Annotated in this window: 25 protein-coding genes; 12 read left to right on the top strand and 13 right to left on the bottom strand. The window is 59.7% G+C overall.

Going from position 1 to position 23,222, the window contains the following annotated elements:
• The first annotated feature begins 8 nt into the window (after window positions 1-8).
• Genes BJ928_RS16225 through BJ928_RS16215 form a run of 3 tightly spaced genes read left to right on the top strand, consistent with a single transcriptional unit; the run spans window position 9 to window position 2,694 of the window.
• On the top strand, window positions 9-833 hold the full coding sequence (locus BJ928_RS16225; protein ID WP_047631470.1) for an ABC transporter permease subunit: 825 nt from the start codon (window positions 9-11) through the stop codon (window positions 831-833).
• Window positions 830-1,666 (top strand): ABC transporter permease subunit, encoded by an 837-nt coding sequence (locus tag BJ928_RS16220; RefSeq protein WP_245432365.1) that lies wholly within the window; start codon window positions 830-832, stop codon window positions 1,664-1,666. The genes BJ928_RS16225 and BJ928_RS16220 overlap by 4 nt, the downstream gene beginning before the upstream one ends.
• Entirely contained in the window at window positions 1,663-2,694 is a 1,032-nt protein-coding gene (locus BJ928_RS16215) for a LacI family DNA-binding transcriptional regulator (RefSeq protein WP_052227673.1), read from the top strand. Before BJ928_RS16220 ends, BJ928_RS16215 begins: the two co-directional genes overlap by 4 nt.
• 7 nt (window positions 2,695-2,701) lie before the next feature.
• Here the strand turns inward: BJ928_RS16215 and BJ928_RS16210 are convergent, their stop codons facing one another.
• Window positions 2,702-3,595, bottom strand: coding sequence for a LysR substrate-binding domain-containing protein (locus BJ928_RS16210; protein ID WP_047631472.1), 894 nt, complete (start codon window positions 3,593-3,595; stop codon window positions 2,702-2,704).
• Window positions 3,596-3,710: 115 nt separating this feature from the next.
• Between BJ928_RS16210 and BJ928_RS16205 the strand changes: the two genes are divergently transcribed.
• Both BJ928_RS16205 and BJ928_RS16200 read left to right on the top strand, forming a co-directional pair.
• The gene (locus tag BJ928_RS16205) at window positions 3,711-4,643 is read left to right on the top strand and encodes a dihydrodipicolinate synthase family protein (protein ID WP_047631473.1); all 933 of its coding nucleotides are present in this window, start codon (window positions 3,711-3,713) and stop codon (window positions 4,641-4,643) included.
• A 15-nt stretch (window positions 4,644-4,658) separates the two neighbouring features.
• Complete coding sequence (locus tag BJ928_RS16200; protein ID WP_047631474.1) at window positions 4,659-5,444, top strand: SDR family oxidoreductase; 786 nt, start codon at window positions 4,659-4,661, stop codon at window positions 5,442-5,444.
• An 80-nt stretch (window positions 5,445-5,524) separates the two neighbouring features.
• Here the strand turns inward: BJ928_RS16200 and BJ928_RS16195 are convergent, their stop codons facing one another.
• Window positions 5,525-6,166, bottom strand: coding sequence for a Pr6Pr family membrane protein (locus BJ928_RS16195; protein WP_047631475.1), 642 nt, complete (start codon window positions 6,164-6,166; stop codon window positions 5,525-5,527).
• A 272-nt stretch (window positions 6,167-6,438) separates the two neighbouring features.
• A complete protein-coding gene (locus BJ928_RS39360) occupies window positions 6,439-7,053 on the bottom strand; it encodes a LysR substrate-binding domain-containing protein (RefSeq protein WP_281024140.1) in 615 nt (204 codons plus the stop codon).
• Window positions 7,054-7,101: 48 nt separating this feature from the next.
• Between BJ928_RS39360 and BJ928_RS39355 the strand changes: the two genes are divergently transcribed.
• Window positions 7,102-7,437 (top strand): hypothetical protein, encoded by a 336-nt coding sequence (locus BJ928_RS39355; RefSeq protein WP_245432418.1) that lies wholly within the window; start codon window positions 7,102-7,104, stop codon window positions 7,435-7,437.
• Window positions 7,438-7,785: 348 nt separating this feature from the next.
• Here BJ928_RS39355 and BJ928_RS16185 read toward each other — a convergent pair whose 3' ends face one another.
• The 3 genes from BJ928_RS16185 to BJ928_RS16175 form a co-directional block, all read right to left on the bottom strand.
• Window positions 7,786-9,150, bottom strand: a complete 1,365-nt coding sequence (locus BJ928_RS16185; protein WP_052227675.1) for a GGDEF domain-containing protein — start codon at window positions 9,148-9,150, stop codon at window positions 7,786-7,788.
• A gap of 74 nt (window positions 9,151-9,224) precedes the next feature.
• Window positions 9,225-9,548, bottom strand: coding sequence for a metalloregulator ArsR/SmtB family transcription factor (locus tag BJ928_RS16180; protein WP_281024136.1), 324 nt, complete (start codon window positions 9,546-9,548; stop codon window positions 9,225-9,227).
• Between the two features lie 382 nt (window positions 9,549-9,930).
• Complete coding sequence (locus BJ928_RS16175; RefSeq protein ID WP_047631476.1) at window positions 9,931-11,145, bottom strand: beta-ketoacyl-[acyl-carrier-protein] synthase family protein; 1,215 nt, start codon at window positions 11,143-11,145, stop codon at window positions 9,931-9,933.
• Between the two features lie 96 nt (window positions 11,146-11,241).
• On the opposite strand from BJ928_RS16175, the gene BJ928_RS16170 reads away from it, so the two are divergent.
• The gene (locus tag BJ928_RS16170; protein ID WP_047631477.1) at window positions 11,242-11,526 is read left to right on the top strand and encodes a phosphopantetheine-binding protein; all 285 of its coding nucleotides are present in this window, start codon (window positions 11,242-11,244) and stop codon (window positions 11,524-11,526) included.
• Between the two features lie 340 nt (window positions 11,527-11,866).
• On the opposite strand, the gene BJ928_RS16165 is transcribed toward BJ928_RS16170, so the two are convergent.
• On the bottom strand, window positions 11,867-13,171 hold the full coding sequence (locus BJ928_RS16165) for an Nramp family divalent metal transporter (RefSeq protein WP_047631478.1): 1,305 nt from the start codon (window positions 13,169-13,171) through the stop codon (window positions 11,867-11,869).
• 173 nt (window positions 13,172-13,344) lie between these two features.
• On the opposite strand from BJ928_RS16165, the gene BJ928_RS16160 reads away from it, so the two are divergent.
• From BJ928_RS16160 to BJ928_RS16145, 4 genes are read left to right on the top strand one after another with little or no spacing between them, the layout of a single operon-like run.
• Complete coding sequence (locus BJ928_RS16160; RefSeq protein WP_047631479.1) at window positions 13,345-14,262, top strand: metal ABC transporter substrate-binding protein; 918 nt, start codon at window positions 13,345-13,347, stop codon at window positions 14,260-14,262.
• Entirely contained in the window at window positions 14,259-15,158 is a 900-nt protein-coding gene (locus BJ928_RS16155; RefSeq protein ID WP_047631480.1) for a manganese/iron ABC transporter ATP-binding protein, read from the top strand. The genes BJ928_RS16160 and BJ928_RS16155 overlap by 4 nt, the downstream gene beginning before the upstream one ends.
• 5 nt (window positions 15,159-15,163) lie before the next feature.
• The gene (locus BJ928_RS16150) at window positions 15,164-16,021 is read left to right on the top strand and encodes a metal ABC transporter permease (RefSeq protein WP_047631481.1); all 858 of its coding nucleotides are present in this window, start codon (window positions 15,164-15,166) and stop codon (window positions 16,019-16,021) included.
• The gene (locus BJ928_RS16145; protein WP_047631482.1) at window positions 16,018-16,863 is read left to right on the top strand and encodes a metal ABC transporter permease; all 846 of its coding nucleotides are present in this window, start codon (window positions 16,018-16,020) and stop codon (window positions 16,861-16,863) included. The genes BJ928_RS16150 and BJ928_RS16145 overlap by 4 nt, the downstream gene beginning before the upstream one ends.
• A 75-nt stretch (window positions 16,864-16,938) precedes the next feature.
• Here BJ928_RS16145 and BJ928_RS16140 read toward each other — a convergent pair whose 3' ends face one another.
• The 6 genes from BJ928_RS16140 to BJ928_RS16115 form a co-directional block, all read right to left on the bottom strand.
• Window positions 16,939-17,379, bottom strand: a complete 441-nt coding sequence (locus tag BJ928_RS16140) for a Fur family transcriptional regulator (RefSeq protein WP_047631483.1) — start codon at window positions 17,377-17,379, stop codon at window positions 16,939-16,941.
• Window positions 17,380-17,596: 217 nt separating this feature from the next.
• Complete coding sequence (locus BJ928_RS16135; protein ID WP_047631484.1) at window positions 17,597-18,334, bottom strand: tyrosine-protein phosphatase; 738 nt, start codon at window positions 18,332-18,334, stop codon at window positions 17,597-17,599.
• The gene (locus tag BJ928_RS16130; protein WP_052227676.1) at window positions 18,334-19,188 is read right to left on the bottom strand and encodes a carbohydrate ABC transporter permease; all 855 of its coding nucleotides are present in this window, start codon (window positions 19,186-19,188) and stop codon (window positions 18,334-18,336) included. Before BJ928_RS16130 ends, BJ928_RS16135 begins: the two co-directional genes overlap by 1 nt.
• Window positions 19,178-20,116, bottom strand: coding sequence for a sugar ABC transporter permease (locus tag BJ928_RS16125; protein ID WP_047631485.1), 939 nt, complete (start codon window positions 20,114-20,116; stop codon window positions 19,178-19,180). The genes BJ928_RS16130 and BJ928_RS16125 overlap by 11 nt, the downstream gene beginning before the upstream one ends.
• A 110-nt stretch (window positions 20,117-20,226) precedes the next feature.
• A complete protein-coding gene (locus BJ928_RS16120; protein WP_047631486.1) occupies window positions 20,227-21,534 on the bottom strand; it encodes an ABC transporter substrate-binding protein in 1,308 nt (435 codons plus the stop codon).
• Window positions 21,535-21,550: 16 nt separating this feature from the next.
• Window positions 21,551-22,423, bottom strand: coding sequence for a metallophosphoesterase (locus BJ928_RS16115; protein ID WP_047631601.1), 873 nt, complete (start codon window positions 22,421-22,423; stop codon window positions 21,551-21,553).
• A 118-nt stretch (window positions 22,424-22,541) separates the two neighbouring features.
• On the opposite strand from BJ928_RS16115, the gene BJ928_RS16110 reads away from it, so the two are divergent.
• Window positions 22,542-23,129, top strand: coding sequence for a TetR/AcrR family transcriptional regulator (locus BJ928_RS16110; protein ID WP_047631487.1), 588 nt, complete (start codon window positions 22,542-22,544; stop codon window positions 23,127-23,129).
• Window positions 23,130-23,222 lie beyond the last annotated feature (93 nt).

Raw genomic sequence — 23,222 nt, 5'->3', positions numbered from 1 at the left:
GATTGCCGATGCCCAGACAGCTCATAGGATTGCTCCTCGTCCTGCCCGCCCTTGCGGTGATAGCCCTTCTCTTCATCCTGCCGATGGTGATGTCCGGTGTCGGAGCATTTCAGCTCGAAAATGGCGCATACGGCTTCGGCAATTTCCAGAAATCCTTCGACCTCTACTGGAAAGACATTCTGTTTACGGTCGTGATCGTCAGCCTCTCTTCCGCCCTGGTCGGACTATTCTCCGTTGCGATCGGCGGCTACCTCACGCTCGGCGGAAACCCTGCAGCCATCGCAATCCTGCGCTGGCTTTACCGCTGGCCGCTGTTCATCCCATTCATCGTCGTCGGCCAGATCCTCAGGACCTTTCTGTCGAAAAGCGGATTGATGAACAGCACCGCGATCAGCCTCGGCCTGATCACGCCGATTGACGCGACAAGCCTTCTGGACTGGCGCGGCATCGTCTTTGCCTTTGTCTGGAAGCAGACGCCCTTCGTCGCCATGTTGGTCGCCGGCGCCATGGCTTCGGTCAACCGCGACAATATCGAGGCGGCCCGCAACCTCGGCGCAGGCTCGCTGCGCATCCTTGTCGGCATTCTTCTTCCCCAGGTCGCCATCACCTTGACCGTCGGGCTCGTCCTTTCCTTCGTAACGATGATGTCCGTGCTTTCCGTGCCGATGATGATCAACGCCCAGTCGCCGACGATGCTGACGGCCGACATTGCCTTTCGCGTCAATGCCTACGGCGATTATGGCGTTGCCAATGCGCTCGGCATCATCTCGCTGGTGCTCGCCTGCTCGGTCGCCTGGATCTATCTGCGCCAGAATTTGAGGACACGCGCATGACCTTGATGAATGCGGATATACGATCCCGGCTCAGCTTGCTCTGGTGGCTGCCGCGCGGCCTCATCTTCGGGCTGATTGCGTTCTTCATCTTCGGGCCGCTCGCAAACCTTGTGCTGTGGACCGTGGCGGAAAAGTGGTATTTCCCGCATGCGCTGCCCCTGCAATACGGGCTCAGCTCATGGTTCCGGGTCTTTGCGCCGCGTGGCGGCGCCACGGAGTCGCTGGCGAATTCACTCGTGGTCGCCGTCCTCACCGTCATCGTGTCGCTGCTGCTTGCGATCCCTGCAGGTTATGCTCTCGCCCGCTTGAAGCTACCCGCGCGAGGGCTGATCCTGCTTGCCTTTCTCATTCCGCAGGCGTTTCCCAATCTGACCGTCTACGTCAACGTAGCCCGCATTTTCTATGAGCTGCGCCTGAACGGAACCATTGCGGGCGTCGTGCTCGTCCATGTCTCGCATGGACTGGTCTACGCGGTGTGGATCGCTACGGCCGCGTTTTCGGCAATCGAAATCGAGCTGGAGCAGGCGGCCCGGTCGGCCGGAGCAAGTGCGCTGCGGGCATTTAGGGACATCACGCTGCCGCTTGCCGCACCCGGCCTCATGGCCAGCGCCATTTTCGTGTTTCTGGAAAGCCTCGACGAGTTTACCGGCAGCTATTTCGTCGGCGCGCCCGACGTCAACATGCTGCCCCTGCTTCTCTACACCGCGGCAGCTGGCGGGAACTACCAGATCGCATCGATCACCGCCTTGTTGCTGCTGGTTCCTTCCCTGGCCTTCATGCTCATGGTAGAGCGTTTCCTCAAGGCGGACGTTCTTTCACGAGTGGGTCATTGACAGTGCGCGGCGGCGAACGCGAAGAATCACAACGAGAACGGCGCTTCGTAAGCGCCGAAGATGTCGCACGGCTGGCGGGTGTCTCAAGATCGGCCGTCTCGAGAACCTTCACGCCGGGCGCAAGCGTTGCGCCCCTCACGCGCGAAAAAGTCCTGCGAGCGGCGGAAGAGCTCGGCTATCAGGTCAACGACCTCGCAAGGGCCGTACTGAACAACCACAGCCGCCTCGTCGGCATCGTCGCGACCAACCCGGAAATCGGCTTCCGCGCCCATCTTGCATCCGCGCTGACAAAGGCTCTCATCCAGCGCGGCAACATTCCCATCCTGATCAACACCGGTCAGACGGAGGAAGAGCTGGCCGCCGCCCAAAGGACGCTGATCGGCCATCGCGCGGAAGCGACGATTATCCTCTCGGGCTCGACGCCGGAAAATTTCGTCGATCTTGCCCATCGCAACGGCCAGTCGGTGATTGTCATCGGACGCTCTGAGCCAGGTGCGGATCAGGTCAGGGTCGCCAACGTCGCCGCGGCGGCGAGAGCCGCCCAGGCCTTTGCCGAACGCGGATATCGCCGGCTTGGCCTGGCGGGATCGCAGTCCGGGACACCGAGCATCACCGAGCGCGAAGCGGGCTTTGTTGAGGCGTCCACAACACTTGGAGCGACCGTCATCGTCGCCAGGGGCCGGGATTCCGATTATGCTGGCGGTCTGCAGGCCGCTCGGGAGCTGCTCGACAGAGAGAACAGGCCGGAGGCGATCTTCTGCGTCAACGACCAGGTCGCATTCGGATTGATGGATTATGCGACACGCAAGCTGCATCTGCAGATCCCTGAACAGCTCGCGGTGATCGGCTTCGACGATGTCCCGGAAGCTGGTTGGCTCAGCTACAATCTGACGACTTTTCGCCAGGACCCCACCTTCCTGGCGCGCCGCGCCGTGGGATTGATAGATCGAAGGCTGTCCGATCCGGATGCGCCGCCATTGACGGAAAGCATCGAGCCCGAACTGATCAGACGACAAAGCGCTCCTTAGAGACAGGTTAGGCTTGCCCCTTACCGCCATCGGAGGCGGCATGGCTCCCGATCAGAACATCGGCAAAGGCGCCGATCAGGGAGGACGCGGCACTTCGCCTGCCGATAAGCCCGATCTCGCGATCGAAGCGCGGATCGTTGACCGGCCTGATCGCAATCTTGCGGCCCTGAGGGGAGGTAATACCCCAATCGGGCAGCAGGGATACGCCAAGCCCCTCGGAGACGAGCGCCACGATCGTCTCGGGCGCGTCGAGCTCGAACAATTCGCGGACCGGGATGCGGCGGCTTGCGAGGTAACGATTGACGATCATGCCGGTCCAGGCATTGCGATCCATGCGAATGAAGGGCGTGGAGCGGATGGCGGCGGCGATCGATTGTCTTGACAGAACATCGGGTGCGACAAGCACCAGCGGCTCAGCGCGAACCGGCTGCCAGCTCAGGCTTTTCGGCAATGGGAAGGGCGGCTTCACGCTCACCGCGCAATCGACTTCCTCGGCCTCGAGCATGGCAAGCAGTCCCATGGACGTGCCGGGCACGACTTTGAGCTCGATCTCGGGGTGAAGCAGCGCAAGCCTGCGCAACGTGCCGGGGATGAGGGAGGTCAGCACCGTCGAGATCGAACCGACCCGCAACCGCCCGCGAAGCGCGCCTGCTTGCGCGATCAGCGGCAGATCCTCAGCCCGCGCCACGATATTGCGCATGGTATCGAGAACTGCCTGGCCCGCATCGGTAAGCGCAACGGTTTGACCACGCCGCAGCGTAAGCGTCGTTCCGAGCTCCTGTTCCAAGGCCCGGATCTGCTCCGCCACGGAGGCGTTCGCAAGCCCGAGCGCCCGAGCGGCGGCCGCCATCGACCCTTTCTCCGCCACGGTACAGAAGGTGCGCATAAAGCGGATGTTCATGATTGTCGATCACCCAAATTAACGGAAAATCCGTTTTCTGATGACGGTATTATCATGGTTTATCCTGATATTGCCATCGGCTATTCAACATCCATCGTCTGAACGGAGGCCATCCATGTTGCTGCAGCACACCGCAAAAGGGGTTTACCCGATCGCGCCGACCCCCTTTGAACAGAATGGTGAGATCGATTTCGCCTCCATCGACCGGTTGACGGATTTCTATATGGAGTGCGGCGCGACCGGCCTGACCGTGCTCGGCGTGATGGGTGAGGCCCCCAAGCTCGAGGGCGCGGAAGCGCTCGCGGTTGCCACGCGCTTCATCAAGCGCGCGCCATCCCTTCCCGTGATCGTCGGCGTTTCGGCGCCCGGCTTTGCCGCCATGCGCAGCCTGGCTCGGGCCGCGATGGAGCGCGGGGCAGCCGGCGTCATGATCGCGCCGCCCAATACACTTCGGACCGACGATCAGATCGTCACCTATTATCGTCAGGCGGTCGAGGCGATCGGCACCGACATCCCCTTCGTCATCCAGGACTATCCGCTTAATTTTACCGTCGTAATGACGCCCGGCGTCCTCAAGCGGATCATTACCGACAACCCGTCCTGCGTCATGGTCAAACACGAAGACTGGCCGGGCCTGGAGAAGATATCGACACTTCGGCGGTGGGAAGCCGAGGGTTCGCTGCGGCGTGTTTCCATCCTTTGCGGCAACGGCGGCTTGTTCCTCGACTTCGAGACCGAACGCGGCGCTGACGGCGCTATGACTGGATATGCGTTTCCGGACATGCTCGTCGATACGGTGCGCCTCGCCCAGGCCGGCGAACGCGACAAGGCACATGATCTCTTCGACGCGCATCTGCCGCTCCTGCGCTACGAACAACAACAGGGCGTGGGGCTTGCCGTGCGCAAATATGTGATGGCGCGACGCGGCTTGATCGGTTCGGATGCTCAACGCTCTCCGGCGGGCGGCTTGACGGCAACGGCGAAGGCCGAAATCGAATATCTGCTTTCGCGGCTTGCGCGCGTTGATCGCCGCGCGGCCATTGCCTGAACAGGGAGGTTTATGATGGATCTGGGCTTAAAGGGACGGCCGGCGCTGGTACTCGGCGGCGGTGGCGGATTGGGCAAGGCGGCCGCGCTCGCATTGGCGCGCGAAGGTGCGTCTATCGTCATCGCCGACATTGACCCGGCAGCGGTCGCGGCGTCCGTAAGGGCAATAGCCGATGCCGGCGGAAAGGCACACGGGATCGTATGGGACCTTGCCGATATCGCCTCCATTGACGCGCGTGTTGCCGAGGCGGAAACGCGCTTTGGACCGCCGCTCGTTCTCGTCAGCTTTACCGGTGGCCCTCCTCCTACTCCGGTCTCGGGCCAAAGTCCGGAAGCCTGGCGACGCTTCTTCGACATGATGATCGTCTCGATCATCGCAACGGCCGATCGGCTCCTGCCGGGCATGCGGGCCGCCAGATGGGGACGCCTGGTCACCAGCACCTCCTCGGGTGTCGTGGCTCCCATCCCCAATCTCGGCCTCTCGAACGCTCTTCGGCTATCCCTCGTCGGCTGGTCGAAGACGCTGGCGCGCGAAGTTGCCGCGGACGGTATCACCAGCAACATCATCGTGCCCGGCCGTATCGCCACGGATCGCATCCGCTTCCTTGACGAACAAAAGGCCAAGCGCGAGGGGCGGACGGTGGAAGCAGTGGCCGCGGAAAGCGTCGCCTCGATCCCGGTCGGCCGATACGGCCGCCCCGAGGAATATGCCGATACGATCGCATTTCTTGCCAGCGACCGCGCCTCCTACATCACCGGCACCACGATCAGGGTCGACGGCGGACTGGTGCCGAGCCTGTAGCAACTGAAACAGGAGACTGCCGCGACCCTCGCAGCGGGGTTGTGGCAAGTTTGTCACACGGTGCCTTGGCATTGCGCGGACTACGCGCGTCGAAAGGCCCGTTGCTTGAGGCTGATCCAGTCAAGCAGAATCAGAACTCCCCCCAGCAGCACGAGGGTTGACGCCAGCAACCCCATATTGAGCAGGACGGCTTCAAGACCGAGATCGCGGACATCCAGGAATGGATAGGGGTAGAAGCGGGAGAGAGATCCGTGCACGAGGGTGTAGGCGGAATAGACGGCGGGAAAGACCAGCCACCAGAGCGCATCGTGCCACGAAAGCTTTCCGCGCTCGCTCAAGAAAATCCAATCCACGGCGTAAAGTAGCGGGACGCAATAATGGAGTATCTGGTCTCCCAGCAGTTGCCAGGCACGAGGATGCCATACACCCCTCAGCATCAAGACATAGACGATGCCAGCAATTCCCACGTAGATAAGGAGCGCACCTCGTGTCGACGGCTTGTTCGCCCACCGGCCGAGCGCCGAGCGCGGTGCGATTTCTGCGCAAAGCAGGGCCACGGCCAACAGAAGATTCGACTGAATCGTGAAATAGCTGAAGAAGTTCGCCGTCATCGTCAGCCGCGACACATGCGCACCCGGTATGATGGCGACGTATGAAACGACGATCCCCGATAAAGCAAACAGGGCAAGCAGACAGCGGTAGATACAGGTCAATCGCGCCATGAAACTCCTGCTATCGATTTCACAGGCGGATTGCCTGCCGTTCTCGCCTTCGAGCCTGCTCAATTTCAACACTTTGCGATGCTCTTGTCACTCACGGTGTCGAATATGTGCCGATTACGGCAGCATTAGAGATCACTGCGCCGCAAGCCTTGCCAGACGCTGCATTCGACACGCCATCTTATCCGATTGCCAGTCCCGGGGCGGCATTTTGCGCGGTATTTGGTCTATCGACATCCGAACGCGTCTGCCGCATCGGCTTGAACCGGGATGGATCACCCCTCGGCGATACTGCGGCGAACCCAGTTGATGAAGCTCCTGATACTCGGCTCACTGCGGCGAGCATGCTTGACGTTCAGGTAATAGGCCCGCCCGGTCGGCAGACGGGTGTCGTGCCAGATGCGAAGCCCGCCGTCCAACAGGCGCTGCTCCGCCAGAAAATACGGCACAAGCGCGATACCAACGCCTTCAAGAGCCATCTCGGCCGCGAACGAATAGTGGCTGGCGCCCATCACGGCCGCCTTGTCGAGAAGAGACGTTTTCTGGATGAGGCCAAGATAATCCTTCCAGTCCTCCATGAAGTTGCGGGCTTCGACATCCGTCGTGATGAACGTGTAGCCGCGTTTGCCATCCGGAAAGAGCTGCTCGTCCGTGCCGACCGGCACCAGATCCTCAGACAGAAGTTTCACGCTCCAGAAGCCGTCCTTGATCGGCGTAGTCGTAAAGAAGACGTCAGCCGCCGAATCGCTAAGCTCGGGCTGGTAGGCATGCAGCTTGATCTGCAGCCTGCATTCCGCCGCGTGCGGATAGAGCCTCATTCGCGGAATGAGCCATCCCGACCCGAACGCTGTGCATACCGCGACGCGGAGCGCACCGGCTCTGCTCTTGATACTGTCCTGAACCGAGTTCTCGATCTGGGCGAAGGCAAAGGACAGGGATTGAGCCAGCCGGGCGCCACGATCGGTGAATATCAGGCTACGCCCCGTGCTTTCGACGAGATCTTCGCCGATTTGCGTCCGCAGATAGCGGAGCTGATGGCTGATAGCGCTGCGGGTTATCATGAGTTCTTCGGCCGCTTTCGCGATGGAGCGATGACGAAACACGCATTCGAATATCTGAAGCGCTCTGATATTGCATTGCATCAAGGCTTTCCCCGTCGACTGGCACTTTCGATTGCAGCATGGGCAAGACAGGCAGCGGTTGCGCAGCCGGTTTCGCATTCTGAATTTCGATTGGATGAAGTGGGATGGATTGCTGAGCGCGTGGACGGTTAGCCCTGGATTGAGCCCGAGACAATCTGCGCGCTGAGCAAAGAGCGGAACGCAAAGTCCTGTGTCTTAAGCGGGGCACCCGGAGCAGACTAAGAGCCATAGTCCGGTTATCTCATAAAATTAAGACGAACTCCACCTATATTTGTATATATCTTTGTAATATTCCAAATCTCTATTTAAAGACGCGATAGATCATCAAATATATAAAATATATTTATCATACTATACCTATTAAGATTCCAATTTTTACTACTTAATATTATTATTTCAAGCTAATGTTAAAATATATGCGTTCAGGATTGCCCTATGACCGAATGGCTGAGCCGCCTTCCTGCGCGAACAAGCTGAAATTCAGGCCTCGTCACGATGCGGCGGGACATGCACTGCGACATAAGGTGAGTGCTCGGCAGACGCTGCCCCGCAGCTGAATAGACAGGTTCGTCCGCGGCCGGCTGCCTTGGCGCAATACAATGCCTTGTCGGCTCGATCGATGAGCTGATCGATCGTGAAATCTGGACTTTCATCGCCTGCAACGCCGGCACTGAAATTGACAATCATTGCGGCGTCGCCATGGGGTCGAATAGACATCACCTGTTGACGGAACCGCTCCAGATAGCGGACACTGTGCTCGGGAGAATGGCGGTCAAGGACGACCAGAAATTCCTCACCTCCCCAGCGACCCATCGATATGTTCACCGGGAGCTGCGCGACTGCGGCAGAAGCAACACGCTTCAGCACCTCGTCGCCCACCAGATGGCCGTAATTGTCGTTGATGAGCTTGAAGTGATCCAGGTCCAAAAGAGCAACGCAGAAATCGTGGCCATCTTGCCGTGCTGCGGCAAGGAGTGCCGTTGCACGCTCGTGCATGTGTCTGCGGTTAGGCAAGCCCGTCAGCGGGTCGGTATTGGCCGCCTCGACCAGATGCCGGCGATGGCGCAGATCGACGTAATGCATACGACAGAGAATCAGCAGCCCGAACGCCAATGCGCTGATGGAAACCAGCAGGTTTCGCGTATTGGCCCGCGTCGCCTCGCGCTCGGCGGCGAGCGTCCTTTGCAAGGTCTCGACCTTCACCGACTGGAGATCGGCTGCAGACTGGGCGGACGAGACGATCATATGGCGCGACGTTGCGGCATTCTTCCAATGCCGATAGCCCTCGATATAGGTACCGAAGTCCAGCCGTGCAGCCGGGAGATCACCCGCGCGACGATTGACTTCGGCCCTGAGGCGAAACGGTTCGAACTGACTGACGCTTGCCGGACCGCCATCGTCGCTGGCAACCTCATCGAGGTGAAGGTGCGCGTCGGCGATCTCCAGTTTTCCCAACGCGTCCCGGAAGCGATCGAGATTGTTGAGATAGATTCCACGAAAGCCATGCACTGTGGCGAGCAGGAAGCGATTGCCCTCGACCGTTTCGTCATCGATGACGATCTGATCGAGTTCCGGTGCGGCAGCATCGTTTCCAACTTCGCCCCACAGGCGCGACAGCAGCCCATGACCTTCGGCCCGCAATGCAAGGAGCCACTCGCGCATCTCGGCGGAGAATGAAGTGCCCTCCGTTGCGGCCTGTTCGACTGCGTACAGGGAGGCCGCCGTGGCTCGGCCGACCAGTTGGCTGGTGGGCGAAAGCAACAGGCCCGTCGCTGGCAGGCAAGATGCAAGGGCATTCGAAACGCACAGGACGAATATCACCAAGACGAAAATCGGTCTTGTCATTCATGTGCCTCGAATGGAGACCCAAAGCTTGGGGTAAGAAGCAGCGTTTGCCTGAACATGCGAGAGTGTCGCGACTATCGAGCAACCCTGCTTTCCGCCTGGCTCCGTGATACGCCATTGAGCTCCTCGAGTGCCGAAAGGATCTGATGGACGTCGCGAGACACGCAGGAATAATAGACGGTTTGCCGATCCCTTCGCGTCACAACCAATCGCTCCGCGCGAAGCTTGCCAAGATGCTGCGACAGGGCCGACTGGCTGAGCTCGACCTTGATGGCCAATTCGCCGACACTCCACTCTGTTTGTGTAAGCAGCAACAGGACCTCCAGCCGCTTGGGGTTTCCCATGGAGTTCAATATAGCCGCATAACGTTCCAGAACATCGGGAACAAGATCAAGCACCTGTGCGCCTCCTGCAAAAAATGCCAATTCAAACATCGGCAGGCCGCCGATGTATCTTACCAGGCGCTACAGTCTCAAAGGAGATCGAAGTCCTTGTATATCAAATAGAGCGGATTTTAGTAAATTGAAGCAGCAGCTTATGGTGAGAAATATTCATCAGTGTGAGCAGGACTTTACGCTATACACGAAACATAGCTACATCCGATCGCCAGAGCATAAAGACATCTTGCAATGCTACAAGGATTTATATTTAAGACATTTCTATATTATACTCTTCACCGCGCCCGCTTCCCCGATCGCTGAATCATGTCATAGTGCGGGGAGCCGGATCGCCAGCTCCCCGCATGCTCGACATTCGCGGCGAAGCCGATCTCCGCCAAAATCAAGCGTCGTGACGCGAGAAGGCGAGAACAGCATTTAATCCGCCGAAGGCAAAGGAGTTGCTCAATGCCGCGCGGATCGGCTGTGAACGCGCCGTATTGGGCACGATGTCGAGGTCGCATTCCGGGTCCCGCACGGTGAAATTGGCAGTCGGCGGTATCGTTTCATTCTTTATGGCGAGCGCCGTGGCGATAGCCTCCAGCGCTCCGGCCGCGCCAAGCGTGTGGCCATGCACCCCCTTCGTCGAGCTGACTGCGATCCGATCCGCCCCTCTGTCGAAAACCGCACGGATAGCGCGGCATTCCATCGCATCGTTCGTCGGCGTGCCCGTACCATGCGCGTTTATATAGTCGACTACGGCCGGTTCGAGCCCGGCATCCTTGAGAGCCGACTGCATGGCCCTCACCGGCCCATCCAGATGCGGCTGGGTGAGATGATGGGCGTCGGCGGTCATGCCGAAACCGACTATCTCCGCATAGATTTTCGCGCCGCGCGCAATCGCCGCGTCAAGGGGCTCAAGCACCAGCATTGCTCCGCCCTCACCAAGGTTCAGTCCCTGCCTGTCCTCCGAGAAAGGCCGGCAAGGCTCGGGATCGACCACCTGCAGCGCGTCCCATGCCTTCAGATAGCCGAAGCTGAAAGGCGCCTCGCTGCCCCCGGCGATGGCGAGATCAAGGGTGCCCTGACGCACCATCCAGAACGCCTGACCGATTGCATGCGCGGAAGAAGCGCACGCCGTCGAGAGCGTGTAGGACGGGCCGGTCAGGCCGAATTCCATCGAGATCGCAACCGTCGCAGCGCAAGGCATGACTTTCGGAATCGTAACGGGATTGACGAGCCGCCCGGCACTGCCATAGAGCCTCAGGAAAGAATCATCCTGGGTTGCCTGTCCGCCGATCGTCGAGCCGGTCACGACACCGGTATTGCGCTTCAGCGTTTCGGTCCACTCTATTTTCGCATCGCCTATCGCTTCCTGGGCGGCCACAAGCGCTAGCTGCGCGAAGCGATCGAGATAGCCGAGCTTCTTGCGGTTGATCTGCTCGTTCGGCTGAAAGTCGCGCACGATGGCGCCGTGCCTGATGTTGAGACGGGTCTCATCGAAGCCCTCCAGCGGGCTGAAGCAATGCCGCCCACTTTTGACCGCTTGCCAGAATGGATCGAGACCATTGCCCGTTCCGGCGACGACGCCCATGCCGGTAATCGCTACTCTGCGCATTTTACACTCCTCGGGCCTCTACATCGACATTTCAGCCCAGCTTAATCTTGCGATGGAATAAATAACGCCCCGCAACCCAGTTTTGTGGAGAGATAAATGAGTGAGCCACAAACACCTATCGCCGACAAGCTGCGCGATCTGATCGCAGATTTTCTCGGTGTTCCCCCTGCCGAATTAACCCCGGAGCGGAGACTGGAAGAATTCAACATCGACTCGTTCGATTTCATCGAAATTCTGTATCTCATTGAAGATAAAACAGGTCTCGAAATCCCCTCCAGTCCCACGGAACTCCGCGGCAAGATCGACTGTATCGGAGACATCTATCATCTCGCAGAAGAATACGCGAATGCGGCAAATCAAAAGCAAGCGTCCACGGGTTGAAGAAATTCCCCGACCGTAAGCAGCAACGATCGCTGCAACGGATCTTTCGCTAGTCTTCACGACAACGGCCAGATGAACAGCGCCCGCGCTTCGATCGCGGTCGCGTCTCCACCGTCGCCGCAGCGTGCAGGGCCAAAGCCACAAGCGCGCCATCACAAGAAATTGAAATGGGCGTGAGCACTTCGAGACGGCAACGGGTCAGACAGACGCCGCAAGGCGGTCTTGCGGGGCGGGCCGACCGCTCCCGCGAGCGACACAGAGAGGCGAAAAGCGGCGGGGTTTCGATAACCCCACCGCCGAACGGTTCGATCATGATTGCAGCGTGTTATGCGGCGCGGCCTCAGCCGAGCCCGGGGATCGGCATGCCGAATGTCTGGAGAAGCAGGACTACGTTCAGACACAGAATGACGATCGTCCCGACGATCGCGGCGATATCGGTCCACCGGCCGTTCGCGAAATTCCCCATGATGGCGCGGTTGCGCGTGAACATGACGAGCGCGATCATCGGAACCGGCAATGCGAAGGACAGAACGACCTGGCTATAGAGCAATGCGTCGGTCGTGTTTGCGCCGAGCAGCACGACCACGAAGGCCGGCAGCATCGTCACCAGACGCCGCACCCAGATCGGAATATGGAATCCGACGAAGCCCTGCATGATCATCTGGCCAGCCATCGTGCCGACAGCCGACGACGAAATGCCGGAGGCCATCAGGGACACGAGGAAGACGGCCGCCGCCGCACCGCCGAGCAGTGGTGTCAGCATGTGATAAGCGGTCTCGATCTCGGCGACCTCGGGATGGCCGGCATGAAAGGCGGCGGACGCCATGACCACCATGGCAATATTGACCGCGCCGGCCACCGCCAGCGCAATGATGCATTCCCAATTCGAAAAGCGGACGAGCTTGCGCCGCTCGGAATCATCGCGAGCCGGCGCGCGATGCTGGGTCAAGCCGGAATGCAGATAGACGGCGTGCGGCATGACGGTTGCGCCGATGATGCCGACAGAAATCGTCAGTGCCGTCATATCGGGCATGGAGGGGGTGATCAGCCCCATACCGACCTGTCCCCAGGCAACCGGCGCAATGAACATCTCGATGACGTAGCAAAGGCTGATGATCGCCACCAATGCGCCGATGATGAGCTCCATCGGCCTGAAGCCTCGGCCTTCGAACAACAGAACGCCATAGGTGACGACGGCGGTCACCGCCATACCCGCCAGGAGCGGCATCTGAAAGAGCAGCGATAAGCCGATGGCGCCGCCGAGGAATTCGGCAAGATCGGTCGCCATGGCGGCGATTTCACTGACGATCCACATCGCAATGCGAACCGGCGTCGAAAATTGATCGTGGCACAATTCAGCGAGATTGCGGCCGGTGACGATGCCGAGCTTGGCCGACAGTGCCTGGAAAAGCATGGCGATCAGGTTGGCCATGAGCACCACCCAAAGCAGCGAATAGCCATAGCTGGAGCCGGCCTGAATATTCGTCGCAAAGTTGCCGGGGTCCATATAGGCAATCGAGGCGATCATCGCAGGCCCGGCAAAAAGCAGCATCGAGCGGATGCCTCGCCGCCGTCCGGCAAGCACCTCGCGAATCTGCTCATCCGTCCGCTCCGACAATGTCGGCTGCCTCACTAATTCCGTCATCACATTTCTCCAGCCTGGGGTCTGCTGCCAATTTTTACTTGCAACTCATTCTTAATTGCACGATATGGGAAATCGCGCGGACGTCAACCCTTTTTGCAAATCATTATCAATCGCATGAAGGTCAAGATCGATCGCAGATGCAAATAGGTCTTATTATCAATTAGGAGGTAGGTATGTTCGATGTGGTGAGACGGTCTGTCCTGGCAGCAATGGCAGGCGCATTTGCCGTCACACTGGCAGCGGCCCCAGTCGCGGCTCAGGAAAAATTCAAGGCGATTACGACGTTCACTATTATCGCCGACATGGCGAAGAACGTTGCTGGCGATGCGGCAATTGTCGAATCCATCACCAAGCCAGGCGCGGAGATCCACGAATACCAGCCAACGCCGGGCGACATTCAGCGCGCCCAAGGGGCAAAGCTCATTTTCTCGAACGGCCTCAATCTGGAGCTTTGGTTCCAGAAGTTCTATCGGAATCTCAAGGACGTTCCCGACGTCGTCGTCTCGACCGGTATAGAGCCGATGGGCATCGTCGAGGGCCCCTACGAGGGCAAGCCCAATCCGCATGCCTGGATGTCGCCCGAGAACGCGATCATCTACGTCGACAATATCCGAAACGCCTTCGTCAAATACGACCCGGAGAACGCGGACACCTACAAGGCCAATGCCGAAGCCTACAAGGAAAAGATCAAGGCGACGGTCGCGCCCATCCGCGAGACGCTCGATAAAATCCCGCAAGACAAACGCTGGTTGGTATCGAGCGAAGGGGCCTTCTCTTATTTGGCCCGCGATTTCAGCCTGAAGGAGCTCTATCTCTGGCCGATCAACGCCGACCAGCAGGGCACGCCGCAGCAGGTGCGCAAGGTCGTCGACACCGTCAGGAAGAACCGGATTCCGACCGTCTTCAGCGAAAGCACGGTATCGGACAAGCCAGCCCGGCAGGTGGCCCGCGAAACGGGCGCCCATTATGGCGGAGTGCTTTATGTCGATTCGCTGAGCGAAGCCGATGGTCCGGTGCCGACCTATCTCGACCTTTTGCGCGTAACCTCCGGCACCCTCGTCAAGGGCCTGAGCGAAGGGCTGCCGCAATGAGTTCTTCCGTCAGTGTCTTCCACTCGCCCGCATCCGAGGATGCGGGCTCCGGTATCGCTGTCCGCGATGCCGCCGTTACCTATCGCAATGGCCATACAGCTCTTCGAAGCGCCAGCTTTCGCATTCCGAAGGGGACCATCGCCGCGCTGGTTGGGGTAAACGGTTCCGGCAAGTCCACCCTGTTCAAAGCCATCATGGGCTTTGTCCGCCTTGCCAAGGGCGAGATCCGCGTGCTCGGCATGCCGATCGAGGACGCGCTGCGCAGCAACCTCGTCGCCTATGTGCCACAGACTGAGGAAGTCGACTGGAATTTTCCGGTTCTGGTCGAAGATGTCGTGATGATGGGCCGCTACGGCCATATGGGCATGATGCGCATTGCCAGGAAAGCCGATCATGAGGCCGTCGCGGCCGCGCTTGCCCGTGTCAATATGAGCGAGTTCCGCAAGCGCCAGATCGGTGAGCTTTCCGGCGGGCAGAAGAAGCGGGTCTTCCTCGCCCGCGCGCTGGCGCAGGACGGCCGCGTAATCCTTCTGGATGAGCCCTTCACGGGTGTCGACGTCAAGACCGAAGAACAGATCATCAAACTCCTCCGAGAATTGCGGGACGAAGGTCGCGTGATGCTGGTATCGACCCACAACCTCGGCTCCGTGCCGGAGTTCTGCGACCGGACCATCCTCATCAAGGGCACCGTGCTCGCCTACGGGCCGACGTCCGAGACGTTCACGCAGGAAAACCTAGAGAAGACGTTTGGCGGCGTGCTGCGCCATTTCGTGCTGAATGATGTTCGGGACGGCGGGAAAGCTGCGGTTCGCGTGCTGAGCGACGACGAGCGCCCGCTGATCCTTAAAGGTGGGAGAACGAGCAGCCGACAGGTCGAGATCAATGGGGGCGATTAGAAACGATGACCGGCATCCTCGAACCCTTTGCCTATGAGTACATGCTGAATGCCATGTGGGTTTCGGCCCTTGTCGGCGGCGTTTGCGCGTTCCTCTCTTGCTATCTCATGCTCAAGGGCTGGTCGCTGATCGGAGACGCGCTTTCGCACTCGATCGTGCCCGGTGTCGCCGGGGCTTACATGCTCGGGCTCCCCTTCTCTCTCGGCGCCTTCTTCTCCGGCGGCCTTGCAGCTGCCGCGATGCTCTTTCTCAACCAGCGAACCAAGTTGCGGGAAGACGCCATCATCGGCCTGACCTTCTCCTCATTCTTCGCGCTCGGCCTGTTCATGGTCTCCTTGAAGCCGATGGCGGTGAATATTCAAACGATCGTTCTCGGAAATGTTCTTGCCATCACGCCTGGCGACACGTTGCAGCTCGCAATCATCGGCTTCGTCTCGCTCGCCGTCCTGCTGGTGAAGTGGAAAGATTTGATGGTCACCTTCTTTGACGAAAGCCATGCGCGCTCCATCGGGCTCAACCCGACGGCGCTCAAGCTGATGTTCTTCACGCTACTTTCGGCCTCGACGGTCGCAGCGCTTCAGACAGTCGGCGCATTTCTCGTCATCTGCATGGTCGTCACACCGGGCGCGACGGCCTACTTGCTGACCGACCGTTTCCCGAAGCTGCTTGTCATCGCCGTCGTCATCGGTTCGGTGACGAGTTTCGTCGGCGCCTATTCGAGTTATTTTCTCGACGGAGCGACGGGCGGCATCATCGTCGTGCTGCAAACGGCGATCTTCCTGATCGCCTTCTTCTTCGCACCCAAACACGGCATGCTGGCCGCCCGCAGACGGGCAGCGCAGGCACTGGAGAGTGGGCAATGAGCTTGATCGAAACCCTTCTTTCCCCCTGGCAGTTCGACTTCATGATCAATGCGCTGGTGATCTCGACGCTCGTTGCCGTGCCGATGGCGCTTCTCTCGTGCTTCCTGGTGCTGAAGGGCTGGTCGCTGATGGGCGATGCGATCAGTCACGCGGTCTTCCCCGGCGTCGTCATAGCCTATATCGGCGGCTTCCCCTTTGCCGTCGGCGCTTTCGCCGCCGGCATGTTCTGCGCCATCGCCACCGGCTTCCTGAAAGACAACAGCCGTATCAAGCAGGATACCGTCATGGGCGTCGTCTTTTCCGGCATGTTCGGCCTCGGCCTCGTTCTCTATGTCAAGGTTCGGTCCGAAGTGCACCTCGATCACATCCTGTTCGGCGACATGCTCGGCGTTTCCTGGCACGATATCGGAATGGCGGCCGTCATCGCGGCGGTCACGGCGGCGATCATCGGCATCAAGTGGAGGGACTTCCTCCTGCACGCGTTCGATCCGGCGCAGGCGCGCGCCGTCGGTCTGCGGGTGAAGCTGCTGCATTATGGCCTGCTGGGACTGATCTCGCTGACCATCGTCGGAGCCTTGCAGGCGGTCGGCCTCATCCTCGCGGTCGCCATGCTGATTGCGCCGGGCGCTATCGCCTTTCTGCTTGCCCGCAAGTTCAGCACGATGCTCATCCTGGCAACGGCGATCGCGATGATCGGCTCCTTTGCGGGCGTCTATCTGTCATTCTTCATCGACAGTGCGCCGGCGCCGACCATCGTGCTTCTGCTAGCCGCGGCCTTCATCCTCGCCTTTGTGAGAGCAACCCGCAGGGCAGCAACGATGGAGGCAGGCGAGATTCGCTGAACCCGCGACAAGAGGCGGCTGAGATGCCGCCTCGGGGCACATCCGGCTTTGAACCGGCGCCGGTGACGGAGCCAACTAGCCCGCATTCTTTCGGCCGCGCGCTCTCTTCAGGGGCCTGACATAAATTTCGAGCTTGTGCCCGACAATCTCGAAGCCATGCTTTCGAGCTATCTCCTCCTGGAGGCGCTCGATTTCATCGGAGCGAAACTCCGTGATCGTGCCTGTCTCCAGATTGATCAGATGGTCGTGATGTTCCTGATCGGCGGTTTCGAAACGCGCGGGACCATTTCCGAAGGAATGACGCTCGAGAATACCGTTTTCCTCAAGGATGCTGAGCGTCCGGTAAACGGTAGCAATGGCGATACCGGGATCGATCGCCGTGACTCGGCGATGAATTTCCAATGCGTCCGGATGATCCGACGCCTCAGACAACACCCTGGCTATCGCCTGTCTCGGAGCCGTCAGCCGCAGCCCCTTCTCCTTGCAAAGCCCGGCAATGTCTTTCTTTTCATCCATGAATCAGAACCCAAATTCCTCTGGCGCGCCGCAAGGATCATGATCCCGCGGCGATATCCTGCGCCAAGTTCAGGCGCGACACCATTTGCTTTACAGCCATCGGCACGGCGTCGCAACGATCCGGCGAAGAAGTCTCAACAATCGCCTCGCGCGCAATCATTACATGCTACGGCCGAAAGGCCAGCGGATGACAAGAGAGCCGATTGGAACCGGGTCGTTACGAATTGCCGAGAAGCCGCTGCCGAAGGCGGCTGACGGTTTCGGCCGGAAGACCGGCCCAGCCGAGATAATCCGCCACCGTGCGGTATTCCTGCTCGATGAATGCGATCGTTGCGGCCATGGTCGCAGGATCGCAGGCAAGCAGCGGCCGGAACTTCTCGATGTCGGCGCCCTGCGCGACGGCATTGGCGAGGATGTCGTCGACCATCGGCGCAATCAGGCTGCCCGTCAGCGAATAGTCCTCAAGAATGGTCGTCGTATCGACGCCAGCGGTCAAAAGCAGCAGAGCGGCGATAATGCCTGTTCGATCCTTGCCGGCCGTGCAATGGAAGAGAACCACGCCATCATCAGCATCGGCGATCAGGGACAAGACCGCGCAGATCGCCTCGCGGCGTTCCCGCAAGGCTCTGACATAAAGATCGAGCAATGTGTCCGCATCGGGCCGGTAAGTCGGGGCCAGCGTATCGAACAGCGAGATGTTGTGATAGCGCACCGCCTCGTTGCGGCTGAACGGATTGGGCTGATGCGTCAACTCGGTACCGTTGCGCAGGTCGATGACGACACGCACGCCCTCGCCGGTCAGCACCGCCATTCCCTCATCATCCAGGCGATGCAGTCCATCAGCACGCAGCACCCGGCGCCAGAGCGTGGTCGCCTCGCCCGCAGAATAACCGCCGAGATCGCGGACATTGTAGGTGCCCTTAACGGGCAGGTGGCGCATGGCATTGGAGTTCATCAACGTATTCCCGATTTCATGAAGGAGGAAACGACCTGCCTCTGCAGGACAATATAGAGGATGAAGATCGGCAGGCTAGCCATCGTTGCCGCCGCCATCAACGGTCCCCAAAGCGTGCCTTCCGACGTCATGAACATCTGGATGCCGATCTGGATCACGCTGTTTTCCGGCGTGCGGGAGAGAAGCAGCGGCCAGAAATACTCGTTCCAGGTCGAGATGAAGATCAGGATGGCGAGCGAGGCGATGGTGCCGCGCAGGTTGGGCGCGATTACCTCCCAGAGGATGCGCCAGCTGCCGGCACCATCCATGCGGGCGGCCTCAAGCACCTCGTTCGGAAAGCTGCGCATGGTCTGCAGCAGCAGCAATATCGCAAGAGCGGATGCAAAATGCGGCAGAATCAGAGCGGTGACGCTGTCGAGCAGGCCGAGATTGGCGACGATCAGATAATTCGGGATCATCACGACCTGCAGCGGCACCAGCCAGGTGAGCGCGATGAGGATATGGACGATGCGGTCGCCGGGGAAGCGCCAGCGCGCAAAAGCATAAGCCGCGAGCAATCCGGTGAGAAGCTGAATGATTGTCACAACTGCCGACACGACCAGCGTGTTGACCAGCATCCGCCCGATCGGGATGGCGTTCAGCGCGTAGACGTAATTGTCGAGCGACGCCGCAGTCGGCCAGATGCTCTTTTCGAAGACCCGATTGGCCGGCCGCAGCGATGTTACGATCATCCAGTAAACCGGGAACAGGCAGAAGAACGACAGGGCGATCATGATCGCATGACCGGCGATCTTCTCGACCCCGAGCATGGTGGTGCCGCGCCGGCGCGGCCGCGTGAGGACATCAATTGTCATAGAAGGAAAACCTGTCGATCAGCCAGAACAGAACATAGGCCAGCATGCCGAAACCGATGAAGAGGACAACGGCAGCGGCCGAACTCCAGCCGACCGAAAGGCTGGAAAAGCCGAAATCCCAGAGCAGATAGTAGATGTTGGTCGTCGCCCCGAGCGGGCCGCCGCCCGTCAGCACGTTGATATAGGAAAAGCTCCACTGCGCCCCGAGCAGGATGGTCATCATAACGAGAAACAGAATGGTCGAGCTGAGGAGCGGCAGGCGGATATCCCGAATGATCGCCCAGCGGCTGGCGCCGTCCATGCGGGCGGCCTCGATCAGCGACGGGTTGATATTGGCATTGGCGGCTGAAAGGATCAGCGTCGAAAAGCCGATCAGCTTCCAGCCGGTGAGCACGATGATCGTCCAGATGGCGATCTTCGGGTCTTGCAGAAAACGTGGCGCCATGATGCCCATCGCCTTCAAGGTTACGAAGACCATGCCGTGACCGGGGTCAAGCAACCAGCGCCACAGGACCGCGGCGACGACGGGAGCGACGATCATCGGCACGAAGATCATCGCCCGGTAAATGTTGCGCGAGCGCGCCGGCAGGTCGGCCGTGAAGATGGCGATCGCCAGCGGCAGGAGGACAGCGAGCGGCAAGAGGCCGACGACGTAAATCCCGGTATTGCGGAGCGCCTGCCAGAATTTCGGCAGCGAGAATATATTGAGGTAGTTTGTCCAGCCGACGAAGGTCATCGGCGAGGTCGCCAGCATGTTCCATTCGTAGAAGCTCAGCCGGAAGGCATCGATCAGCGGCCAGTAGATCCAGAGGAGAAAGGTGGCGATGGCGGGCGACAGATAGAGCCACGGCAGATAGCCGCGCCTGCGGGCCTGACGCGGCCGGCTCGTTGCGGCCGGCGCTGTGGTGGAGGCGGTTATCGTGGTCATAGTGCGCTTGCCTGCCCCGTCTCTCATGACGCGCCGTTGCGAGTTCAAGGATATTGTTCGGTCTTGCGAGATCTCCTCCCGCGATCGAGCGGGAGGAGATTGTCATCGGCTCAGTTGGTGCTCGCCGGCATCAGCGCCTGGGCGGTATCCTGAGCAGCCTTCATCGCCTCGGCGGGATCACCGCCGCCGAACACAGCCTGCTCGGCGCCGTCCATCATCGCCTTGGCAACCTGGCGATAGTTGGGGCCGGGGAAGGATTCCCAAGGCTCCAGCGCTTCCAGCTGTTTGAGGTTCGGCTGGACGAGCGGATGCTCCTTCACCCAGTTGCCGAGATATTGCGGATCGTTGACGATATCGGTGCGCAGCGGCAGATAGCCGATCTCCGACGTGATGACCGTATAGGCGTGCTTTGATGTCATAAACTTCATCAGTTCCCAGGCAGCACGCTGCTTGAGCGGATCGGCGCTCATGATGACGAGCGCGCTACCGGAATTGTTCGGCCGTACCGGCTTGTCGCCGAAGCGCGGCATGGTCGTGGCGCGCAGGTCGAAATTGCCGGTGGCGCCCTTGACGAGATAGGCCTGGATGGCCGATGTCTGCAAGTACATGCCGACCGTTCCGGCAGCCATGCCGTCCATCGCGGCATTGAGGTCGAGATTGGAATAGACGCCTGATGTGTAGAGGTCGTGCAGCATCGACACCGCTTCGACCGCTGCCGGATCGGCAAAGGTCAGCTTCTTACGGTCGGTCGAAAGCACGTCGCCATTGTTGGAGCGAATGAGGCCCTGAAACAGCCAGTCGCCCGCGGACGGTCCGAAAATACCGGTGGCGAGGCCATCCTGTCCAGTCTTGTCAACGATCGCCTTGGCGGCAACCTTGACCTCGGCCCAGGTTTGCGGGGGATGATCGGGATCAAGACCTGCCTTGCGGAACAGATCGGCATTGTAAAACAGAACCGGCGTCGAGAAAGTATAGGCAAGCCCGTAGGTCTTACCGTTATAGACGCCGAGTTTCAGGCCCTTCGGAGACATGCCTTCGAAATGAGCGCGGAGTTCTTCGGCCGGAACCACATCCTCAAGCGCCACGGCGCCGAGATTGTTGACGAAGAAATCCAGATCGGAAAACACCATCTGGGCGATGTCGGGCCCGTGGCCGGCGGCGACGTCGGCCTGGATACGGGTGCTGATATCGGACGACGGAACCCCGACGCCGTTGACCTTGACGTTGGGATTTGCGGCTTCAAACTCGGCGATCAGCCGCTTGGTGGCGGCAGCGCCGTTTCCGGTCGAGGCGAGATTGTAGTTGTAATAGTTGATGGTAACGGGCGTGTCGACCTTGGCCGGGATCTCGCTGGCAAGGGATACTGACGCGAGCGTCGCAAAGGCGATGCCGGCGCCGAGGAACAGTCTGCGTTTCATCCTGGAAATCTCCCGATCATTCGGCAGCGGCGAGTGCCGCCTGCTCTTCGTATTTCTTGATGATGTCGGCCATGTCGGTGAAGGAGAAGCTATGCAGCTCGCGGCGTTCGGCAGGCTGCGGCACGAAGGAAACCGTAAGGCCGGATGGGCGCACTGCGCCGATCGCGAAGGATGCGCCCGACAGCATGCGCAGGCCTTCATGCAGATAAAGGACATCGGTCGCCGCATGCTGGCCGATGCCAACGATGACAGGAATGCCGTACCAGTTGCTGACGCGGTCGAAATGGATATGGCCCGAAAGAATGCCGATGATGTTGCGGCCCTCAAGCAGGCGACGCAGCTTTTCCGTGTCGGCGATGGCAAGTGATTCCCATTCGAGATCGGCATTGGCGTCGAGCGCGGGGGCGTGGTGCATGACCATCAGCTTCGGCAGATCGGGATGGTTGGCAAGTTCGGCTTCAAGCCAGGCAAATTGCGAGGCTTCGAAGCTGCCACCGATCTTGAAGGGATGGCTGGAATCCATGACGATGATGTGGATGCCATCGATGACGGCGGCATGGTCGTAAGGGGCGCCAAGGTCCTCGGTACGGTCGGTCATGGCCTTGTAGAAGCCGTCGCGCTTGTCATGATTGCCAAGCGCGTAGAGCACGGGGACATCGAGTTCGGCTTGCGCCATAATGCGCTTCAGTTCCTCATAGGAGCCGACGTCGCCGCGATTGGTGAGATCGCCGCTCGCGATCACGAAGCGCGGTGGCGGCGTCAGCCGTTTGACGTCGGCGAGAATCGCGACCAGCGTCTTCGACGTCTCGGAGTAAAGGTGATCGTCCTTTACCGTGGGGTCAGAGATATGCAGATCGGTGAGGTGAACGAAGGTCGTATGGGCCGTCATGACGTCGGTTTCCTTCTGCGTCGTGCGCTTTCCGGTGGATGCATTGCAAAGGCGCTTGCCTGTTTGACGGCACACCGATACACAGGGGACATGACAGGTGAATGAAGGTTCATTCAGAATGGAATTAGACCCCGCCCGGCGCGAACGCATTCTCGATGCCGCCGCCAAATTGATCGTCGAAAACGGTCTGCAATGTTCGATGGCCGCCATTGCGGATTCAGCCGGCGTAGCAACCGGATCGATCTATAACTACTTCAAATCGAAGGACGATCTCATTCGCGGTGTCTATACGCGGCTGGCCGCGACCATCACGGCAAACCTTGTCCCGTCCCCTGCCGATCCGGGTGGCCCTCGCGAACGGATCATGCGCTATATCTACGATTATATTGATTTCATATGGCGGGATCGGCAGCGGGCGCTGCTGTTTGAATATCTCTCCAATGTGCCGCTGGTATCGGGCGCGGAATTGAGCGCAACCTTCGACGAAGTGACGCAATACTCGATCGGGTTGATGCGTGAAGCACAGGCGGCAGGCCTGCTACTCGATCTGCCGGCGGCAACGATGTCGGGCTATATCGGCGGCGGCATTCGCAATACGCTAAAATGGCGCCGCTTCAATCCCGCACCCCTGTCGGATCACGAACGAGACGAGATCGCCCTCATGTCCTGGAACGCGATTGCGGCTCTATCCGCAAGAGGGCGCTGAATTTCACAAAGCAGGATTGAATAGCGACCAAGGCCACGGATACCGCCTTGCCGACCCTTGAGGGCGATTTGCTTCTTCAGACCTCATAAGAGA

This window comes from Rhizobium sp. WW_1 (assembly GCF_003610155.1).
Taxonomy (GTDB): Bacteria; Pseudomonadota; Alphaproteobacteria; order Rhizobiales; family Rhizobiaceae; genus Rhizobium; species Rhizobium tropici_A.
Note: the sequence above shows the minus strand (reverse complement) of the source record. Positions and strands in the feature narration are given on the sequence as shown.